Raw genomic sequence first — 17364 nt, 5'->3', positions numbered from 1 at the left:
TCTCTCAAGGCTCAGCACTATTCCGCCGCTTGCAGCATCTGCACGGGAATGTAGTACTTCGAATAAAACTTGCCGTTGGTGTAACGTTGGCCGTTCGGATCTTCGACGAGCACCGTGACCCGCTTGCTCACGCGGTTGACGATGCCCACGCGTTCGACGCCGTCGAAGCGAAAGCGAACTTTGCTGCCGGCTTGAATGCCGAATTTGACACGGGCCCGTTCGCGCGGCGTGATCAGGTCGTGCTTGTGCTGCGTGTGACCGAAGAATCGGCCGGTGATCGATTGAAACCGCGGCTGCGAACAACTCGACTCGGCCCAGGCGATTTGTTCGATGAGATGCACGATCTCGTGTTCCATGATCCGCTGCAGCGCGTCGAGCCGATCGCGGCACGCCAAGCCGCAAGCGGTCATCGGCCGATGGTCATCCTGAAAACAGCCATACAGAATCGCCGTCGAAATACCGATCTCGTACCGCCGTTCGCGCGTCTTGCGATTGGTGGTCGTATAGGTCTTGCCGCCGGCGCTCGTCATGCGGCTCGACAGGCTGAACTGCAGCGGCGTCTTGCCGAGGGCTTTTTTGATCCGGCCGCCAAAGTACGCCGCGTCGTACTCTGCGAACAAAAACGCCAGGTCGTCTGGATGAATCCGCGTGAAATTTGCGCCGTCGAGCCACTTCGATTGCTGCAGAGTCGCGGCATGAATCCGTGCGGCCTGGGCCGTGATCTGAGCGGGAGGAATCGCAGACGATGCGACGAAAGAAATGAAATCCACGGAGTAGCCTTCCTTAACTGGGATCTAACGAGCATAGCAAAATCGCTCGCTTTTGCGTTGCTAGCAGATGAAGTTCGATTCTTCACAGTTGGTGTTCCCGTTTTTCGCGAGGCAAATTAAATTACCCGTTAGCTGATCCGGCACACCCTGCTACTTCCAGCACTGCTGCGAGTACACAGCCTGCCCGCGACAAATGAATTGCCGCGGCCGCCAATTAGCTCCCCAAAACCACGCACTCGCCGATCTGGGAAGGAACCCACCGATGACCACTTCTGCCAAGACTCAAGCGCCGGTCCACATTCGCTGGATGATTCGCCGCGACATGGCCGAAGTTTTGCGGATCGAAGATCTGAGCTTCGAGTTTTCCTGGTCCGAGGAAGACTTCATCCGTTGCCTGCGGCAGCGCAACTGCATCGGCATGATTGCCGAACACAGCGAGCGCGTCGTCGGTTTCATGATTTACGAATTGCACCGCAATCGGCTGCACGTGCTCAACTTTGCCGTGCATCCCGATTTCCGACGCCGCAACGTCGGCACGCAAATGGTTCGCAAGCTGGTGACCAAGTTGTCGCCGCAGCGCCGCAGTCGCATCATGCTCGAGGTTCGCGAAACCAATCTCGACGCTCAACTCTTCTTCCGCGATCTCAATTTCCGCGCTGTCTCGCTGCTGCGTGACTTCTACGAAGACACCACCGAAGACGCCTACCTCATGCAGTTCCGTTACACGGCAGCCGCCGCCGAAATGGCCGAAGCCGATCAAATCCGCCGCATGGCCGGCTAACGAATCGACTGCAACCGCAAATCAGATTTACCAAAAGGCGAGTTGGGCCAACCAACTCGCCTTTTGCGTTTCGTCGTCCGGATTCCAGCATTCGGGCTCTTCTTTTTTCCGCTGGCCTTCGCGCCTGCCAATCGTCGCCGAACCACGATACAATTCCCTGCCTGCCCGGCTGGATGGCGAAATCGGCAGACGCACAGGACTTAAAATCCTGTGGTGGGTAATCCACCGTGCGGGTTCGATCCCCGCTCCAGCTACTCGATTTGAACCGGCATGTGCGCCCGATTAGGCTAGATTTCGGGCGCGAGTGTTTTCGCATTTCGGCCCTGCCGTTTTTGCTGACCTGCGCCCACACCTTTTGAATTGCTCCCAGGCATGATCAAGTTTTTGTGTCCGAACGGCCATCAGCTCAGCGCTCCGGATCACATGGCCGGCAAGGGTGGCAAATGCCCGAAGTGTGCAACGGCGTTCGTGATTCCCACGCTAGAGGAACTGAACGAAGGTGCTCCGGCTCCTGAATCTGGCGACGCATCGCAGCCGAACGAAGCCGATCGCATGCCCCCCGGCAAATTGCCGCCGCTCGATCCCATGCCCGGTCCAACCAGCGATGCGGGCAACGGCGGCCAGTCGGATGTTGGGAAGTCGGGCGTCGTCGGCGGTTCGCGGATCGGCACCGAAAGCACCAAGAGTTCCGTCAAGCCGGGCGTCTTTGTGTTCCTCTGCCCGAACGGGCACAAGCTGAACGGCCCACCGTCGCTCAAAGGCAAAGCCGGCCAATGCCCACACTGCGGCGCGCGGTTCATGATCCCCGAAGACGACGTGCCGGAAGAAGACATTCCGACCGGTGAAGTCGAGGACGATGACGTTCCCTCGGGAGATCCGGTCGAAGACGAAATGTCCCTCGGGCCTGAGACTGCCGAGGAAGAAGTCGTTGAAGCCACGGTCGAAGAAATCGAGCCCGACCCCGAGCCGATTCCGCCCGGCGTACACGCCCTCGGCTACATCGTCGGCCGACTGTGGGATCACAAAAACGACACGACCGAGCTCGAAATCTTCCTGCAAGAAGGCGAAATCATCTCGCCTGACCACTACGCCGAAATCCTCTCCACGGGTGAATACGGCGTGTTCGCTCACAAGGATAACGACGAAGAGTATTCGCTCTCAGTCATTCCTTGGACGGCAGTACGCCGTGTGGATCTGCGGAAAGTCACCAAGCTGGCCAGTGGGACGTTTCGGTAAGTGTTGCCTTGCTAGGAGGCCCGCCGCGTGAGCAAGGGAGAACCGCGCGCGAATTTACCATTGGCAACGTGCGACAGCACAGTGTGAGCGAGGTCAATTCAAAATTCGCGATTTGATGCGCACGGCAAGCAACTGCGACTACAAGTCCGCTGGTCGAAACAATTGTCCCAGCCGTTCTTTCACGTCTTCCGCATCCAGTTTCACCGTCACACCGAAGGCTTTGCGATAGCTTAGTGATAGAAGCTTGGCTAACAGCCGCACCGATTTCTCTTCGTTGATTGCTCCCAGCATGCGGCGATCACTCAGCGACTCTTGCAGATGAAACTCCTTGTCCGCCTCTCCGCTCAGTAAGGCGCGCTGCGTGAGTAAGTAGAGACACTGCACATCGAAGTCGCTCAGCCCGTCCTCATCAAACAAGGCAACATCAAATACCTGCACGACTTTGGGATCATGGCCTTTGATGGGAATGATGCGAAAGAGCTTCCAAATTACGCCATTGGTGACCACAGCCCAGTCGGCAGATTTACTCGTCGCATAGGCGACTGCTTGATCGCGGGTTGAGTTCGGCAACTTGTTGCGAATGTTTTTGCACTCGATCACTATCAGGACTTTGCCATCATGCTTGATCGCTATATCGATTCGCTGTCCTAGTGCGGACATTTCTGTATCGATGTCGGCGTCATCATGCCCAAGTGCCGCCCGCAGAACGTCGATGCACCAAACCCGAACTTGTTCTTCGGAACTCGATTCCTGCTCCTGCATTGCCTTCAGCCGAGACATGTACACGGGCAGGTTTTCTCGAATTTGGTCGTAATACTCTTGGCGAATCTCGGCTTTCTTTCGCTTCTTGCGGCGAGTCTTCGTGACCTCCGTTGACGTCGCAGGATTGCTTTCGGCACTCGGAGACGCCTGCTGTTGATCGGCCGCTTGTTGAACAGCAGCATTCTCGAGCGGCGAGGGAGTCTCAATCGCGACAACGAAGGTGCGATGGCACTTGGGGCAGGAGATTTCCTTGCCTACAAACTTTGCCTGCTTCTTCAGAATTCGATATCGCTTTTGACAATGCGAACAAGTTGTGACGCCCAACGTTTCTTCGGACATTGACCAATTCCTTAGGGGCAATTCATGGGATGCGACACCCGTTTTAAGGATGCGATGGTCAATCGTCAATGCATTACAAAATTGCTTTAAAGTGAGGTTGAGTTGCGCGAAAATGCAAAGGCTGAGAGGAAGCAAGCGATGGCGCACGAACCAGCTTTTGGCAATGAGCGAAGGCGTTTTTTACTCGCCAAACAGCGGTTGCGAGTCACGGAGTGACTTCGCCTACGGGGCGCACCGCTCGACACTGGCAAAGGAGGCCAGTGGCACACGCAATCACTCGCGACGTCACCACTACGAACTTGCTTGCCATTCTCGAATCGCACTCACGGCCACTTTATCTAGCGGCGTGTAGCGAGGGTGCTTTGATTCCTTGTACGGATTGTTCCGCGCTGCGTTGTAGCAGCAGATGAGTGACCAGCGAGGATCGTCGCTGTTGTTGGCGTCGCTGCGGTGGAGCAAGTTGCTGTCGAAGAAGATCGCATCGCCGGGAGCGCACTCGCAGTAGACGAGTTCCATCTGCTCCAGTGCAGCATTAACTCGCTCCAGATCGGCGCCCGTTTGATCGCCGGTCTTGCCGTGATCGATCCTGCCGAGGTGGTGCGAACCGCGCAGAACTTGCAGGCAACCGTTGGCCTTGTTGGCTTGGTTCACGGCGATCAGGCAGCTGGCGAGGAGCGGAAACAAACAACCGTTGTTGTACCAATAGCCGTAATCTTGATGCCATTCCCAAGCGCCGCCGACGTGCGGTTCCTTGAGCATCATCTTCATGTGATAGAGATAAACTTCGCCGCCGAGGCATTGCTCCATCCGATCGGCGATTTGCGGCGAGCGGGCATACATGCTGTAGAGATCATCGCCGGCCTGATTCCAAAGCGCGAGCTTCGTTTCTTTGCCTGTCGAATCCTTACGGCCGTACAGGCTCGAGGCAAAGTTGGGATCGGCTTGGGCGAATTGCAGCAACTTGTTGATTTCGACATCGTCGAACAAACCGCGGGCGATATAGAAGCCGTCCTGCTGATAGGCGGCCAGTTGTTGAACGCTAAAGGTAGTTGTGAGCGTCGCGGTCATGGTGCTTCCGTGTGATCGACTGTTTCCAAGAACGCGGGAGGCGCCGTTGTCTCTGCGATTTCTTCGGCGGGATCATCGCCGAGTCCGCAATTCGTAGAAAACCCGTTGATAAATTCCGGACCGCCCACATCCATCCACGAATCTTCCTCGATCGTGGTGACAATTCGCCGCTTGTCGATTTCTCGCCAAATCGCTGCGGCCAACGGTGGCGCGAGGATTAACAGGATGAGCAGTGTTCGCAGGCTGAAACGCATGCCATCATTCTACGCGGGGCTCAAAAAGCTTCGCTAGCTGGAGTCTGTCATTCGCCAGCGGAATTGCTTGCCGCACTACGCGTGCTCGCTTGAATTATCGCCAGGTTTAGGCAGCAATTCCGCTTTCATGGATCGATCTTGCCATCCTAAAGTAGTAGGGATTTCTTGGCGGCTCGCGAGCTAGTAGTGTACGATAGCCTTGCGTCTTTCTCATTCAACCTTTTGATCGGTGAGCGCATGGCTGCTCGAAGTTTGCGGATTGCTTTGATGATGTTCCTTGTGTCGGCGTGCGGCGGTTTATCAATCGCCCAGGAAACTGGCGCGGGGCTGAATCTGCCGGCGGATCCGGGCGCCTGGCTCAATAGTTGTCCGATCACTGCCGAGATGTTGCAGGGCAAAGCTGCTTTGCTCTACTACTTTGAAGAAACTTGTCCCAAGTGCCGAGCGCGGTGGCCCAGCTTGCTCGAAACAGCCAAGCAGTTCGAGGATAAACCGATTGTGTTCATCGCAGTGAACTCGGGCAACGGTCGCGATGACGTCGCGGCCTATGCCAGAGAAGTCAAACTGAATTGGCCCATCATCGTCGATTCGTCGCGACAGTTCGAAAAGGCATCGGGGCTGAGCAACGAAATCAGCTTGCAGAATATCTTCCAGGTTCGCTTAGTGACCGCCGACGGCAGGATGCGGCCCGGCGATTGGCAAGACATCGCCGCTTCGGCCGAAAAGGCATTGATTGGCGCGAAGTGGAAAATCGATCCGGCGGGCATTCCCCCGCAATTGCAGTACGTGCATCGGGGCTTGGAATTCAACATCATGAGCGCGGTGCCGGGGCCGCTCAAAGCGGGACTCACTTCCAAGGACGCGGCAGTGAAAGCCAGCGCCGAACATCTGAATGGTTTGGTGCAAGCCAAGATCACTGCGGACGTGGACGCCGCGAAAGCAGCCTACGCTGCCGGCGAAAAATGGAAGTCGTTCAAGATGCTCAACGCCCTGGCGGTTCAATATGCCGGGCTCGATTTGCCCGATTCCGTGAACAAAGCCAAGACGGCGCTCGCTGCCGACGAAGCGGTGCGCAATCAGCTGAACGCGCAGCGCGAACTCGACTCGCTAAAGAAGCGGGCGCGAACTGCCTCGCCGACTGCCCAACGCGGGCTGGTGGCGAAGCTCAAAGAGTTCGCCGAAAAATTTGCCGAGACGGAAGCCGGCGCCGAAGCGAAAGCCCTGCTCGCGTCGCTGCCACAAAACTAGTTGTTGTTCGTGGCAGTTTCACCCGCCGGCTGGTTGAGGTCGAGCAGCTTGTCCTTGGCTGCAGCTGAACCAGTGAGGTTGGCAAAGAACAGGTCGAGCGCCGCCGTGCCGCCGGAAAGCGTGTCTGCAACACCGTCGGGGTTCAGCGCGCCGGCCAGATCCGTCGCCACCAGGGCGGCCCTTGCAGCGTAAGTCCCCGCGCCGGTCCAGTGCAGCAGCAAATTGGCCAGGTCAGCGGCCAGCAGGTCGAAGTCGGTGGAACTGTCGATCAACAGATCCTGACCCGTGCCGCCCGTCAACTTATCCGCGCCAGCGCCGCCAATCAGGATTGCATGCCCGGCGTTCGCACCTCCAACGGGTGTTCCAGATACCTTGAGCGTGTCGCTGCCATTGCCGCCCACCAGCACCGCAGGCCCGCTCCCTGCTGTGAGTGTGTCATTGCCATCGCCGCCGAATACGATCGCCGTACCCGAGCCTGAGGTTAGCGTGTCGTTGCCTCCCTTGCCATCAATCTGCAACTTGCCGCTGTACGCCGAGGCGTTGATCGTATTAGCGCCGGAGCCGCCCGTTAGTTCCGCGGCTTCCACGCCGGTGAATTTGATCGCGCCACGCGAGGCACGCGACAGGGTCGTGTCGTTGAGCGTCATCCAACTTGCATTGTCGGTAACGGCCAACGTGTCGACGCCCGCGCCACCGGTCAGCGTAGCCGTGCCGACCCAATTGTCGATCGTAAACTTGCTGTCGACCATACCGACAGCCGACGTGAGAACCGCATTTTCGATGGAATTGAGCGTGATTGTCGGTTTGCCGGTCCGTTGCAGTTGCGTCGCGTTCAGCACGTAGTTGTTGCTGCCCACATCCTCAATCGTATCGGTGCCATCGCCACCTTTGATCGTCAGTGTCCGAGTCCAATCGCTGACCGTAAACTTGTTGCTCTGTTTACCGCCAATCAGCGTCGCACTCGTGATGCCGGTCATGCTCACCGTCGCCGCCAGTGTGCCGGAGGTGCGCGTGAGGAGTGAATCGGTGAGCAGGAAGTTGCCGTCGCCGGTATAGGTGACCGTGTCGGCGCCACCTTTGCCATCAATCAGCACATTGGTCGTCAGATTGTTGAAGACGAAATTGTCGACGCCGGTCGTGCCGGTAATTTCAATCTGCTCCACCTTGCTCAAGGTGTCGCTCGAGGAACCAACCTTAATCACACTGCCAGTGATGTTGGCCGCACCGGGGAGTTCGATGACCCTGTCGAAGCCCGCGCCGCCGTTGAGGGTGTCGTTCCCTGCGCCGCCGATCAAGATGTCGTCACCAGAGTTGCCTGTCAGCACGTCAGCGCCAGAACCGCCATCGATCCAGTCGTTGCCGCTGCCACCCGAGATCGTGTCGTTGCCAGCGTCACCATAGATCGTGCTGGGCTTGGTGATGGCCGCGTCGATGACGATCGAATCGTTGCCGGAACCGCCGTAGATCAGAATCTTGCTGAAGGACGCCAGCGGAAACGAGCCCGCCGAAACGCCCAAAGCCGTGTAGACAGTTACCACGCCAGGCGCGGTGCTCTTCACGGAAATCGAGTCGTTCACGTTGTCCTTGCCGTTGATCACCAGCACATCGGGGTTGCTCGGTCCCGGGTTATCGGGATCGTCCATCAGCTGAGCCGATCCGCCGCCGAGCGCTTGAATCGTCAGCTGATAATCTTCCACTTCGCCGTCGTTGGCGAGCCCCGTGGGCAACGTCGAACCAGCCGTGCTGATGCGGAAACGGGCATACGTGATCCCCGACGTCAGTCCCGTGGGAATGTCGACCAACAGCGTATTGTTCCCGGCGACGACACTCACTCCAGACGCGATTTTTTCCGTGGGGTCAAAGGTTCCACTGCGGTCGAAGTCGATCCAAGCGTCGACGATGCCGGGCGCCGTTGCATTCATCGTGACGATGGTCGTCGTTCGCCGCTTCAGCGTCGTGCTGCTGAACGTCACACCGTCATCGTCATCGCTTCCCGCGAGATCGTCACCCGTCGCCGTCACATTCGGCTGGCTCGCGGATTCAAAATCGCGAGTTCCCAGCAGCGGACCAGAAGCAGACCCTTCGAAGTGCTGAGCAATGCCGTACGTTAGTGGCGCATCGCCGAAGTCGTATTCGGCAACGTTCGTCAGATTGATCGTGATCGTCTCGGTGTCGCTGTAAATGCCGTCGCTTACTTGCACCGTCAGCGTGAACGTGGGCGTGGTCGTGTAGACGATCGCGCTACTATCCGCCACCGTGATGACACCGGTATTCGCAATCGCAAAAGCCCCACCCGTGTTACCCGCCGTGATCGACCAGGCAAAAGTCGGATTGGCATCGGGATCGGTTGCCGTGACCGTCCCCACGGTAGTCCCATTCGCGCTCCGTTCGATAATCGAGAACGGCCCCACGGTGTCCACCGTCGGAGCCTTCCCGAGCGCGGTCAGCGTCACTTCCGTGGCGCTGTAGTTCAGCCGTAGCTTTTCACCGTTGAAGGTAATTTCGCTGTTATTCGCCAGACCGTTGAAGGTGCCAGTCCGACTTGTCGCCGAGACAATTGTGAAGACGTTGCCGAAGAGCGGCGTGTAGCTCCCGCTCAGCACGAGGTCGACGCCAGTGAGATCAACCGTCCCTGCGACGGTTAATTGCGTGTATTGCGTATCGACCGTCGTGCCATCGATCGCGATGGCCAGGTCGCTGCCGTTGGCGAAGCTCGCGGAGCTCGCAGTGACGTCGTTCGTGATGCGATTCGGCTGAACCTTGGCCGTGCTTCCCGGAGTGAGCAGCAGCGTGCCGCCACCGGTACTGATCGAGCCACCTGCGCTGTTCTGCACAATGTCGCCGCTGGAAACCAGTTGAACCGTCGTGCTGGTTGCCCGTGTGATGTCAGCCGTGGCGGTGATCGTACCCGCAGTTGCTGAGCCGATGACGAGCGTTCCAGCGCTCACCAGATCGAGTTCCGCATCGGTCAGGCTGGTGCTGCCGGCGACTTCCGTTCCGAGAGTGATGGTGCGACTGGCCGTTACTGGCTTGATCGTGACCGTGCCAGTTGTCGAAACGGCCCCGCTGGTCAAAGTGGTAACGTCGGCGTTGATTGTGATGCTGCCGCCGTTGGAGGCAACGCCACCTGTAGATCCCTGATCGAGCAGGAACGCTCCACCCACGCCAGTTGTGATCGAAACCGCTGCGGCACCACCGTTGCTGTTGAGAATCGATCCGCTGCCGAACGATTGTAGAATTTGCACATCGCCCCCAACCGTCACCGTCAATCCTGCCGCGCCATTAGACTGTGCGTAGGTGGCGGCATTGATCACCAAATTGCCAGCGGCATTCAGTACGAGCCCTTGGCCCTGAACATCACCGTAGCCAGTGACGGTTCCCAGATTGATGTGGCGTCCCGAGTCGAGCGTCGTGGTGCCAGTGAACGAAGCAATGCCGCCGGATACATTGTGCTGCGCAATCAGATCCGAGGTGGCTCCGGTCGTCGTCAGCGTCACATTACCGGGAGCCCTTACTGCTCTGTTGATTGTCAGCGTGCCGCTAGTGGTCACTTCAATTGCCTTCGTCGCCGTGACAACATTGATGCCCGCGGCTCCTACGCCTCGGCCACCGACATCGACCGTATTGATCGTCAGCGCGCCGCTGTTCAGGAACTCGAAGTCACCCGTCGAAGCCGAGCCCGCGAGGACCTGCACGCTGTTACTGTTGGCGGCGAGAGCCACAGATTCCGCGACGATCGCCAGGTTTTCTGCCGCGACCGAGCCGTTGTTGAATTGCGAGACAGTGGTCCCTGCCTGCAGGGCCACCGCAGCGCCGGCTTGCAAGATGGATCCATTGCCAAAATCGGTTGCCACATCCGCAAAGGTGATGCTGTCGGTCGTGATAAATCGTAAAGCGGTTACCGTCGTCTCGTCGAACGCGGCCAGTTCGGTCGACGTGAAGTCCATGCCGCCGAAACTGAAGTTGCTACTAAAGACGATATCCGAATTGGTAACGATTTCGACGGCCTGCGCCGAAACCGATTGCGATATCGCCCCGTTGAGGGCCAGCGAATCGGTCTCGAAGCGGAGTGTGCCGGTCGAGGAGTTCGCACTCAAGCTGTTGGCGATATTCACGCCCGCAGCTTGAACGGTAATCAACTGAGCGACGTTATCGCCCAGCGCAATCGCGCCCGAAACGGTGAGCGTGCCGCCTGCTCGCACGGTCAGGTTCGTGGCATTGACCGCGTCGAGTTCGCTATTGGTTAGCCCAGCGCCACCGAAGGTCAGGTTGGCGCTGTTACCCACGGTTTGCAAAACGACGTTATCCGCCGTCAGCCCCATCGTGGGATCGAGGTCAAAAGCATCGGCTGACAGAGTCAGTGTTTTTCCTGCTCCGCCGGCCGTGACGGCTTGGTTAAACGTCAGGACTTGGCCAGTTCCCACGGCGAGAGAAACATCGCCCGCTGCCGTCGAGATTCCGCTGGCCGTGGCGACCGTGCCAATCGTCAGATCCTGCGTCGAGCGAAACTTAAAGTCGCCGCTGACTAACGACGCACCGGCAATGGTGGAAACTGCGTTGTCAGCTGTCGAAAGATCGATGCCCAGATTCGCCTGAGCCTCCACCGAGTCCGCCGTGATCACGCCCGTAGCGCTCTGTGAAATCGACCGGTTCTGGCCGCCGTACGTTGCCGCATTCAGCACGACGACTTGGCCCGAGGCGTTGATCGGCGCATTCACGCTAATGTCGGCGGCGAGCGTCTCGAGCGTGACGTCACCTGTCGAATCGATTTCCTGATTGATCGTCAAAGGCGAACTGATCGTTTGCGTGTGTATGGTTAGCCCATTCACGCTGAGCGGACCAGTCGTGATGTCGACGGTGTCGCCCGTGACGCTCATGCTCTCGCTGGCAAAGTCGGCGCTTCCCTGAATCTCCACGGCGGAGAAGATCGTTTGAGGGCTGCTGCCGTTGATCTGAATCGTATCGAAGTCACCCAGTGAGAAGGTTTCGCTCGAAATGCCACCCACCGCGGCATTGCCGTTCACCAGGCCGGTGAGAGACGAGAACGTGACGTTCCCGCCCGAAGCGGTTACTTGCAGATCGTCGTTGGCGTCGGTATCCAGATCAATGACATTGCCGGTAATGACGGCTGTAATGGCCATCATCGAGCGACCTTCGAGCGACTCTACTGCGAGCTTGCTCTTCGTCGTACAACGTGACGCGCGATTCGATCGCTTCAGCGATTTCCCCAGGAGCGTTTCCTTCACGGACTGGAGCCAGCGCTGAACGGATTGATGCATGACAATGCCACCTGGGATAGTTCGAAGGCTGGATCTAGGCCAGCAATTCGGTGTGTTCAAAATTCAACCGACGAATACATCGATCAACATCGGCATCGAATGGCGATAGCGTGCGAGAAAAGCACGAGCAAGAAATTGCGCAGACGCGCTTGGCAAGATACGCCGGCGCTACGCGCGGGCTAGCAAATAAAATGAATCAGTCAGGCTGGTTTTGCGGGCGCCAATCGCGCGGAATTCAGACGAGCATTGTCCGCGCACTCGTGTGTCACATCGGCTGACGTGAAAGTCTACGTCAGCCTCACAAACGGTGCGATACATTTACTTCGAGACTGCCGCGGTCTTGGCCGCTGGGAGCACTTCGACATCGACCTTCGTCCCTTGGCTCAGGCGATCGCCGGGGTTGATTACCACGAGATCCTGCGGCCCCAATCCAGTCGCAATGCCAACTTCCGAGCCGGTGTCCCCTTCAATTTTCACGGCCCGTAGTTGTATGAGTTGATCCGGACCCACAACGGCGACATGAGTTCCCTTGGCGTTCACGATCAGCGCCGAGGCAGCCACCATCAGCGGCGGATTGGCGCGCTCGAGGGTCATGAGCACCTGGACGTACGATCCCGTCAGTAAGGCCTGATCTTCGTTGGGAATGTGAATTTCGGTGAGCAGCGTGCGAGTTCGCGGATCAATCGCTCGGGCCGTGCGGACGACTTCGCCAGTGAATTTGCGGCCGGGCTGTTCGCGTACGAGGATCTCGGCTTTCAAGCCGATGGCCACGCCGGAGGCATAAATCTGCGGCACATTCACGAAGACGCGCACAGGGTTGGTGCTCGCCAGGCGAAACAGCGATTGGGTGTCGCCGTTGCCAGCCGTAACGAGTTGGCCAACCTCGGCGGTGCGAGTTGTGATGGTGCCGGCGAAAGGCGCCGTGATGGTGCTGAAGGATTGCAGCTGAGTCGTGCGTTCCAAGTTCGCACGATTCACATCGATTGTGGCTTCGGCCAGCTTCACGCGGGCCTTGGCGACGGCTTCGGCTGCTTCGGCATCATCCAGTTCTTGTTGCGACGCGGCAGCCTTGGCCACGAGCGCCGCTGCCCGCACGAGCTTGGTTTCACTTAAGCGAGCAGTTGCCTTAGCACTTTCGAGCGCGGCTTGCGATTCGACGAGCGATGCCTGCATCTGCTGAACCTGAGCGTCGATTTCGGGTGTGTCGAGCAGGGCGAGCGTTTCGCCAGCCTTCACCGACTGGCCGATATCGACTTTCAGTGTGCGAATGTAGCCAGTCGTTCGCGCGTAGACGGCAGTTTCTTGCATGGCTTCGATGTCGCCAGGCAACAGCGTCTCGCTGAACCGATCGGACAAGCGAGGCCGTTCGACCGTCACGCGCGGCAACGCGGTGTGCACGCGCTGCACTTCGTGCGCGAGCGCAGCCGACTGCCGCACGCGCGGCAACCAACCCAGCAAGAACAGTCCAGCCAGGATCGCCACGCCGAAAAATGACACGAGCGCCACGACGCTAAACTGCGTGCGCGGCGCGGCAGGCACTTCGCCGACTTCGTCAGGATCGTGCGAAGCCACCGGGGTTTCGATTTCAGTTGTTGACATATACGAGTTCTTTCACTCAAGCCAAATCAGGATCGACGGCGACACTGGGGGTGCGCGATCGCATCAAGCTGTAGATCACAGGAACAATGAACAACGTTGCGAAAGTAGCGACGGCCAAGCCACCAATCACTGCTCGGCCCAGCGGGGCATTTTGCTCACCACCTTCGCCGAGCCCGATCGACATCGGCAACATGCCAAGAATCATCGCCAGCGCCGTCATGATGACCGGCCGCAAGCGAGTCACACCGGCTGCCCACGCGGCATCGTGAGCACTGCGGCCTTGTTTGCGCTGATCGTTGGCAAAGGTCACGAGCAAAATCGAGTTTGCCGTGGCCACGCCGATGCACATGATCGCGCCCATTAGCGACGGCACGCTCACCGTGGTCTGCGTCACAAACAGCATCCACAAGATGCCACAAAGAGCGCCGGGAAGAGCCGTGAGAATGATGAACGGGTCGAGCCACGATTGAAAATTAACCACCATCAGCAGGTACACGAGGACAACCGCGAAGATCAAACCGAAGCTCAAACCGCGGAACGAAGTGTTCATGCTTTGCACCTGACCACGCACGGCGATCGTCGTACCGCGCGGCAGGTCAGGCCGCATCTTGGCGACAATCTTATCGATATTGGCCGAGACCGAACCGAGGTCGCTCCCTTGCACGCTCGCGAGCACGTCGAAGCTTTGGGCAATGTTGTAATGCGTCACATTCGTCGGGCCGACGCGATGTTGCACGTCGATCAAGTTCCCCAGCAATTGCGGATCTGCCGAAGTGATGCGCTGCGAGACCGGCAACGCCTTGATGGCTTCGATGGAATCGATCTTGTACTGCGGCGCTTGCACCACCAGCGGATACTGCACGCCCGATTTCGGATCAAGCCAATAGTTTGGCGCCGTCTGCGAACTGCTGGCGAGCGACACGAGCAAGTCGCTCGACACGTCGCGTTGCGACAAACCCAGCTGACTCATGATTGTGCGGTCGGCGGTGAGTTGTAGTTCGGGAGTCCGCGGCACTTGTTGTACGTGGGCATCGACAATCCCCGGGATTTCGGCGATCTGCTGCGACAACTGCTTGGCCAGCGCGTAATTCTGTTCGTAGTTTCGCCGCGGACCGACGATTTGCACATCAATGGGCGCTGCCAGGCCGAAGTTGAGCACCTGCGTGACGATGTCCGGCGGTTGGAAATAAAACACCAGATCGGGAAAGCGATCGTTGAGCGCGGTGCGCAACTTGGCGATGTATTCCTCCGCCGGCTGATGATCGTGCGCAAGTGTCACGAACAGTTCGCCGTCGGCCGACGACATCATCGAGCCATCGCTGAGGGCCAGATTGATACCGCTGTTTGGGATGCCGATGTTATCGATCACCTTTTCGATGTCGTGCTCAGGGATCACGTCGCGAACAACCGAGTTGATCTCGGCAAAATAACGCTCGGTCTCTTCGATCCGCGTGCCAGCCGGCGCTCGGACGTGCAACCGAATTTGTCCCGAGTCGACGCTGGGAAAAAAGTCGCGGCCGATCAGCGGATAAATCGCCAGCGACAGCACCGTCAGGCCGGCAAACCCGGTCAGCACCACGCCACGATGAGCGAGCACCCATGCCAAGGCCAAGCCATAAGCGTTGCGCAGCCGATCGAATTGGCGATTGAAGGCTTGGTGAACGCGCCAGATCAAGTTGTATTTGCCGGCCGCTTCGTCGCCGTGGCCGCGATACAAATCGACTTCGGCGGCCAGCAGGTAATGCACCATCGTGGGTACCAGGGTGCGGCTGAGGAAGTAGCTCGTCATCATTGCAAACACCACGCTCATGCCCAGCGGCACGAACAGCGAACGAGCAGCACCCGTGATGAACGCCACCGGCACGAACACGATGCAGATACAGAGCGTTGCCACAAAGGCCGGCATGGCGATTTGCTGTGCACCATCGAGAATCGCCGGAACCAGCGGTTTGCCGAGATGCAGGTTGCGGTGGATATTTTCGATCTCCACTGTTGCATCGTCGACCAGAATTCCCACCGCGAGCGCCAACCCGCCGAGCGTCATGACGTTCAGGGTTTGCCCAAGGCAAGCGAGAATGATGATCGCTACGAGGATCGACAGCGGAATCGAGATCACCACGATCAGCGTGCTGCGCCACGAGCCCAGGAAGAGCAGAATCATCAACCCCGTCAGGCCGGCGGCGATCGCGGCTTCAAATACCACGCCGTGAATCGAGTGACGAACAAAGATCGATTGGTCCGAGAGCAGCGTCACGCGCAACGACTCAGGCAGCGTCGCCATCACGGCTGGCAACTTTTCCTTAATGCCATCGACAATTGCCAGCGTTGACGCACCCGATTTCAAAATCGGCTGCATCACGCCCCGCTTGCCGTCGACGCGCACGATATTCGTCTGTGGCGCAAAACCATCACGGACCGTGGCGATGTCTTTCAAATAGATCGTCCGCGAGCCGACCGACTTCACCGGGATCTCGGCCAGGGCAGCGACTACATCAGGACTGCTATTCAGGCGGACGTTGTATTCCTGCGCACCAACTTTGGCTGATCCCGACGGAGCGATTAGATTCTGCGCGTTCACCGCGTTTGAGATATCGACCGGCGACAGATTCCAAGCATGCAGCCGTTCCGGATCGATATCGACCATGATTTGCCGCACCTTGCCGCCGTAGGGATACGGCAGCTGTGCGCCAGGGACGGTGGCCATGCCGGGACGAATGCCGGTGGTGGCGTTGTCGAAGAGTTGCTGTTCGTTGAGTTCGTCGCTGTCGAGCGAAACCTGCAAGATTGGCACGTTGGCCGCGTTGTAACGCATTACCAGCGGCGGAAAGATGCCTGGCGGCATCGAACGGGTGACTTGCTGCGAAGTCGCGACGACCTGCGAGATGGCGCCGTCGAGATTGGTCCCTTCCTGCATGAAGATTTTGACGACGCTGATACCGTTCAGCGATTGACTCTCGATGTGTTCGATGTTGTTGACCGTCGAGACCAACACGCGCTCGAAATTGCCGACGACGCGAGTCTCCATTTCATCCGGCGAGATTCCTGAGTACGTCCAGATGACCGCGACGACCGGGATTTCGATTTCCGGAAAGATATCGGTCGGCATGCGGAAGATCGCCGTCACGCCTGCGATGGCGATCAGCATCGCCATCACGACAAACGTGTAGGGCCGGCGCAACGCCAGTTTCACGATCCACATGGCAGGCTACTTTCTTACGGTGAGCTCAAATTGGGTGGGCATGCTGCAATCTCAGGAGAGGCAATTGGCCGCGGCGTCGATCTTCTTGCCAGCCTTTTCGGCGGGCTTGTCTTTGTCACGGCTGCACCAACGTTCGAGACAAGCCAAGCCGTGTTCCTTTAGCAGCTTGCCCGCAGCCTTGCCGTCACCTTTTTCCAGGGCATCGACAATCGGATCGTGCTCGCGCGCCCGTTCGACAAAATCAGGCTTGGGACTGCGCGACAACAGGATGCGAACACGTGTTTCGAAATTGAGTGCTTCCCACGATTCGACGAGCAACTGATTGCCCGAAGCTCGTACGATTTCCAAATGGAAAGCCAGGTTGTGTTTGGAGTAGGCGGCGGGATCGCCTTGCCGCGCAGCCTTGTACAAATCGGCGAGAATCGCTCGCAGCGGCGCGACGTTATTTTTCAACTTGGGAGCAGCCAGTTCGGCAGCCAACTGCTCGAGCGCGCCGCGAACATGGTAGGCCTCTTCCATCTCGCGATCGCTAATCCCGCGCACGTACGTGCCACGATAGGGGCCTGTTTCGATCAGCCGCTGGTTTTCCAAAGCCTTGAGAGCTTCGCGAACTGGAGTCTGGCTGGCGCCGAACTCCTTGGCCAGATTCAATTCCACCAGGCGATCGCCAGGCTGCAGCGTTCCGTCGACGATGCGTTGTTCCAGCACCGCTCGAATCCGGTCGCTCATCGAAAGTCGCAGATCTGCAGTCATCAGTCCTTCCTCACCTTGCCCGGTTCTATATTATCGATAATCGATAAAAAGGCAAAAGAGATTGCGCTTTAGCGCA

The 17364-nt window shown here is 58.3% G+C and carries 11 protein-coding genes and 1 tRNA gene; 4 read left to right on the top strand and 8 right to left on the bottom strand.

What is annotated here, in order from left to right:
• Positions 1–17 precede the first annotated feature (17 nt).
• Positions 18–770, bottom strand: a complete 753-nt coding sequence (locus tag M9Q49_RS35790; protein ID WP_254510324.1) for a hypothetical protein — start codon at positions 768–770, stop codon at positions 18–20.
• A 262-nt stretch (positions 771–1032) separates the two neighbouring features.
• On the opposite strand from M9Q49_RS35790, the gene rimI reads away from it, so the two are divergent.
• The 3 genes from rimI to M9Q49_RS18585 all read left to right on the top strand — a co-directional run bounded on the left by rimI (position 1033) and on the right by M9Q49_RS18585 (position 2787).
• Positions 1033–1551 carry a ribosomal protein S18-alanine N-acetyltransferase gene (gene rimI / locus M9Q49_RS18595; RefSeq protein ID WP_254510323.1) on the top strand — a complete coding sequence of 173 codons (519 nt, stop codon included), beginning with the start codon at positions 1033–1035 and terminating at the stop codon, positions 1549–1551.
• Positions 1552–1718: 167 nt separating this feature from the next.
• Positions 1719–1805, top strand: a tRNA-Leu gene (locus M9Q49_RS18590).
• Between the two features lie 118 nt (positions 1806–1923).
• Positions 1924–2787, top strand: coding sequence for a hypothetical protein (locus M9Q49_RS18585; RefSeq protein WP_254510322.1), 864 nt, complete (start codon positions 1924–1926; stop codon positions 2785–2787).
• A 138-nt stretch (positions 2788–2925) separates the two neighbouring features.
• Here M9Q49_RS18585 and M9Q49_RS35785 read toward each other — a convergent pair whose 3' ends face one another.
• The 3 genes from M9Q49_RS35785 to M9Q49_RS18570 form a co-directional block, all read right to left on the bottom strand.
• Positions 2926–4035 carry a type I restriction enzyme HsdR N-terminal domain-containing protein gene (locus M9Q49_RS35785; protein ID WP_254510321.1) on the bottom strand — a complete coding sequence of 370 codons (1110 nt, stop codon included), beginning with the start codon at positions 4033–4035 and terminating at the stop codon, positions 2926–2928.
• Between the two features lie 144 nt (positions 4036–4179).
• Complete coding sequence (locus M9Q49_RS18575; RefSeq protein WP_254510320.1) at positions 4180–4956, bottom strand: phytanoyl-CoA dioxygenase family protein; 777 nt, start codon at positions 4954–4956, stop codon at positions 4180–4182.
• A complete protein-coding gene (locus M9Q49_RS18570) occupies positions 4953–5210 on the bottom strand; it encodes a hypothetical protein (RefSeq protein WP_254510319.1) in 258 nt (85 codons plus the stop codon). Before M9Q49_RS18570 ends, M9Q49_RS18575 begins: the two co-directional genes overlap by 4 nt.
• 237 nt (positions 5211–5447) lie before the next feature.
• Between M9Q49_RS18570 and M9Q49_RS18565 the strand changes: the two genes are divergently transcribed.
• On the top strand, positions 5448–6458 hold the full coding sequence (locus M9Q49_RS18565; protein WP_254510318.1) for a TlpA family protein disulfide reductase: 1011 nt from the start codon (positions 5448–5450) through the stop codon (positions 6456–6458).
• Here the strand turns inward: M9Q49_RS18565 and M9Q49_RS35490 are convergent.
• The 4 genes from M9Q49_RS35490 to M9Q49_RS18540 all read right to left on the bottom strand — a co-directional run bounded on the left by M9Q49_RS35490 (position 6455) and on the right by M9Q49_RS18540 (position 17288).
• Positions 6455–11737 carry a beta strand repeat-containing protein gene (locus tag M9Q49_RS35490; protein WP_261365074.1) on the bottom strand — a complete coding sequence of 1761 codons (5283 nt, stop codon included), beginning with the start codon at positions 11735–11737 and terminating at the stop codon, positions 6455–6457. The two genes, M9Q49_RS18565 and M9Q49_RS35490, sit on opposite strands and share 4 nt — an antisense overlap.
• Positions 11738–12055: 318 nt before the next feature.
• Complete coding sequence (locus tag M9Q49_RS18550) at positions 12056–13336, bottom strand: efflux RND transporter periplasmic adaptor subunit (protein ID WP_254510317.1); 1281 nt, start codon at positions 13334–13336, stop codon at positions 12056–12058.
• A 16-nt stretch (positions 13337–13352) separates the two neighbouring features.
• Positions 13353–16535: an efflux RND transporter permease subunit gene (locus tag M9Q49_RS18545; RefSeq protein ID WP_254510316.1), complete on the bottom strand. Its 3183-nt coding sequence runs from the start codon at positions 16533–16535 to the stop codon at positions 13353–13355.
• A 51-nt stretch (positions 16536–16586) separates the two neighbouring features.
• Complete coding sequence (locus tag M9Q49_RS18540; protein ID WP_254510315.1) at positions 16587–17288, bottom strand: GntR family transcriptional regulator; 702 nt, start codon at positions 17286–17288, stop codon at positions 16587–16589.
• Positions 17289–17364 lie beyond the last annotated feature (76 nt).

Origin of the sequence: Anatilimnocola floriformis (assembly GCF_024256385.1) — a bacterium.
In the GTDB taxonomy this organism is placed as follows: Bacteria; Planctomycetota; Planctomycetia; order Pirellulales; family Pirellulaceae; genus Anatilimnocola; species Anatilimnocola floriformis.
This window is presented reverse-complemented; position numbering and strand designations above follow the sequence as displayed.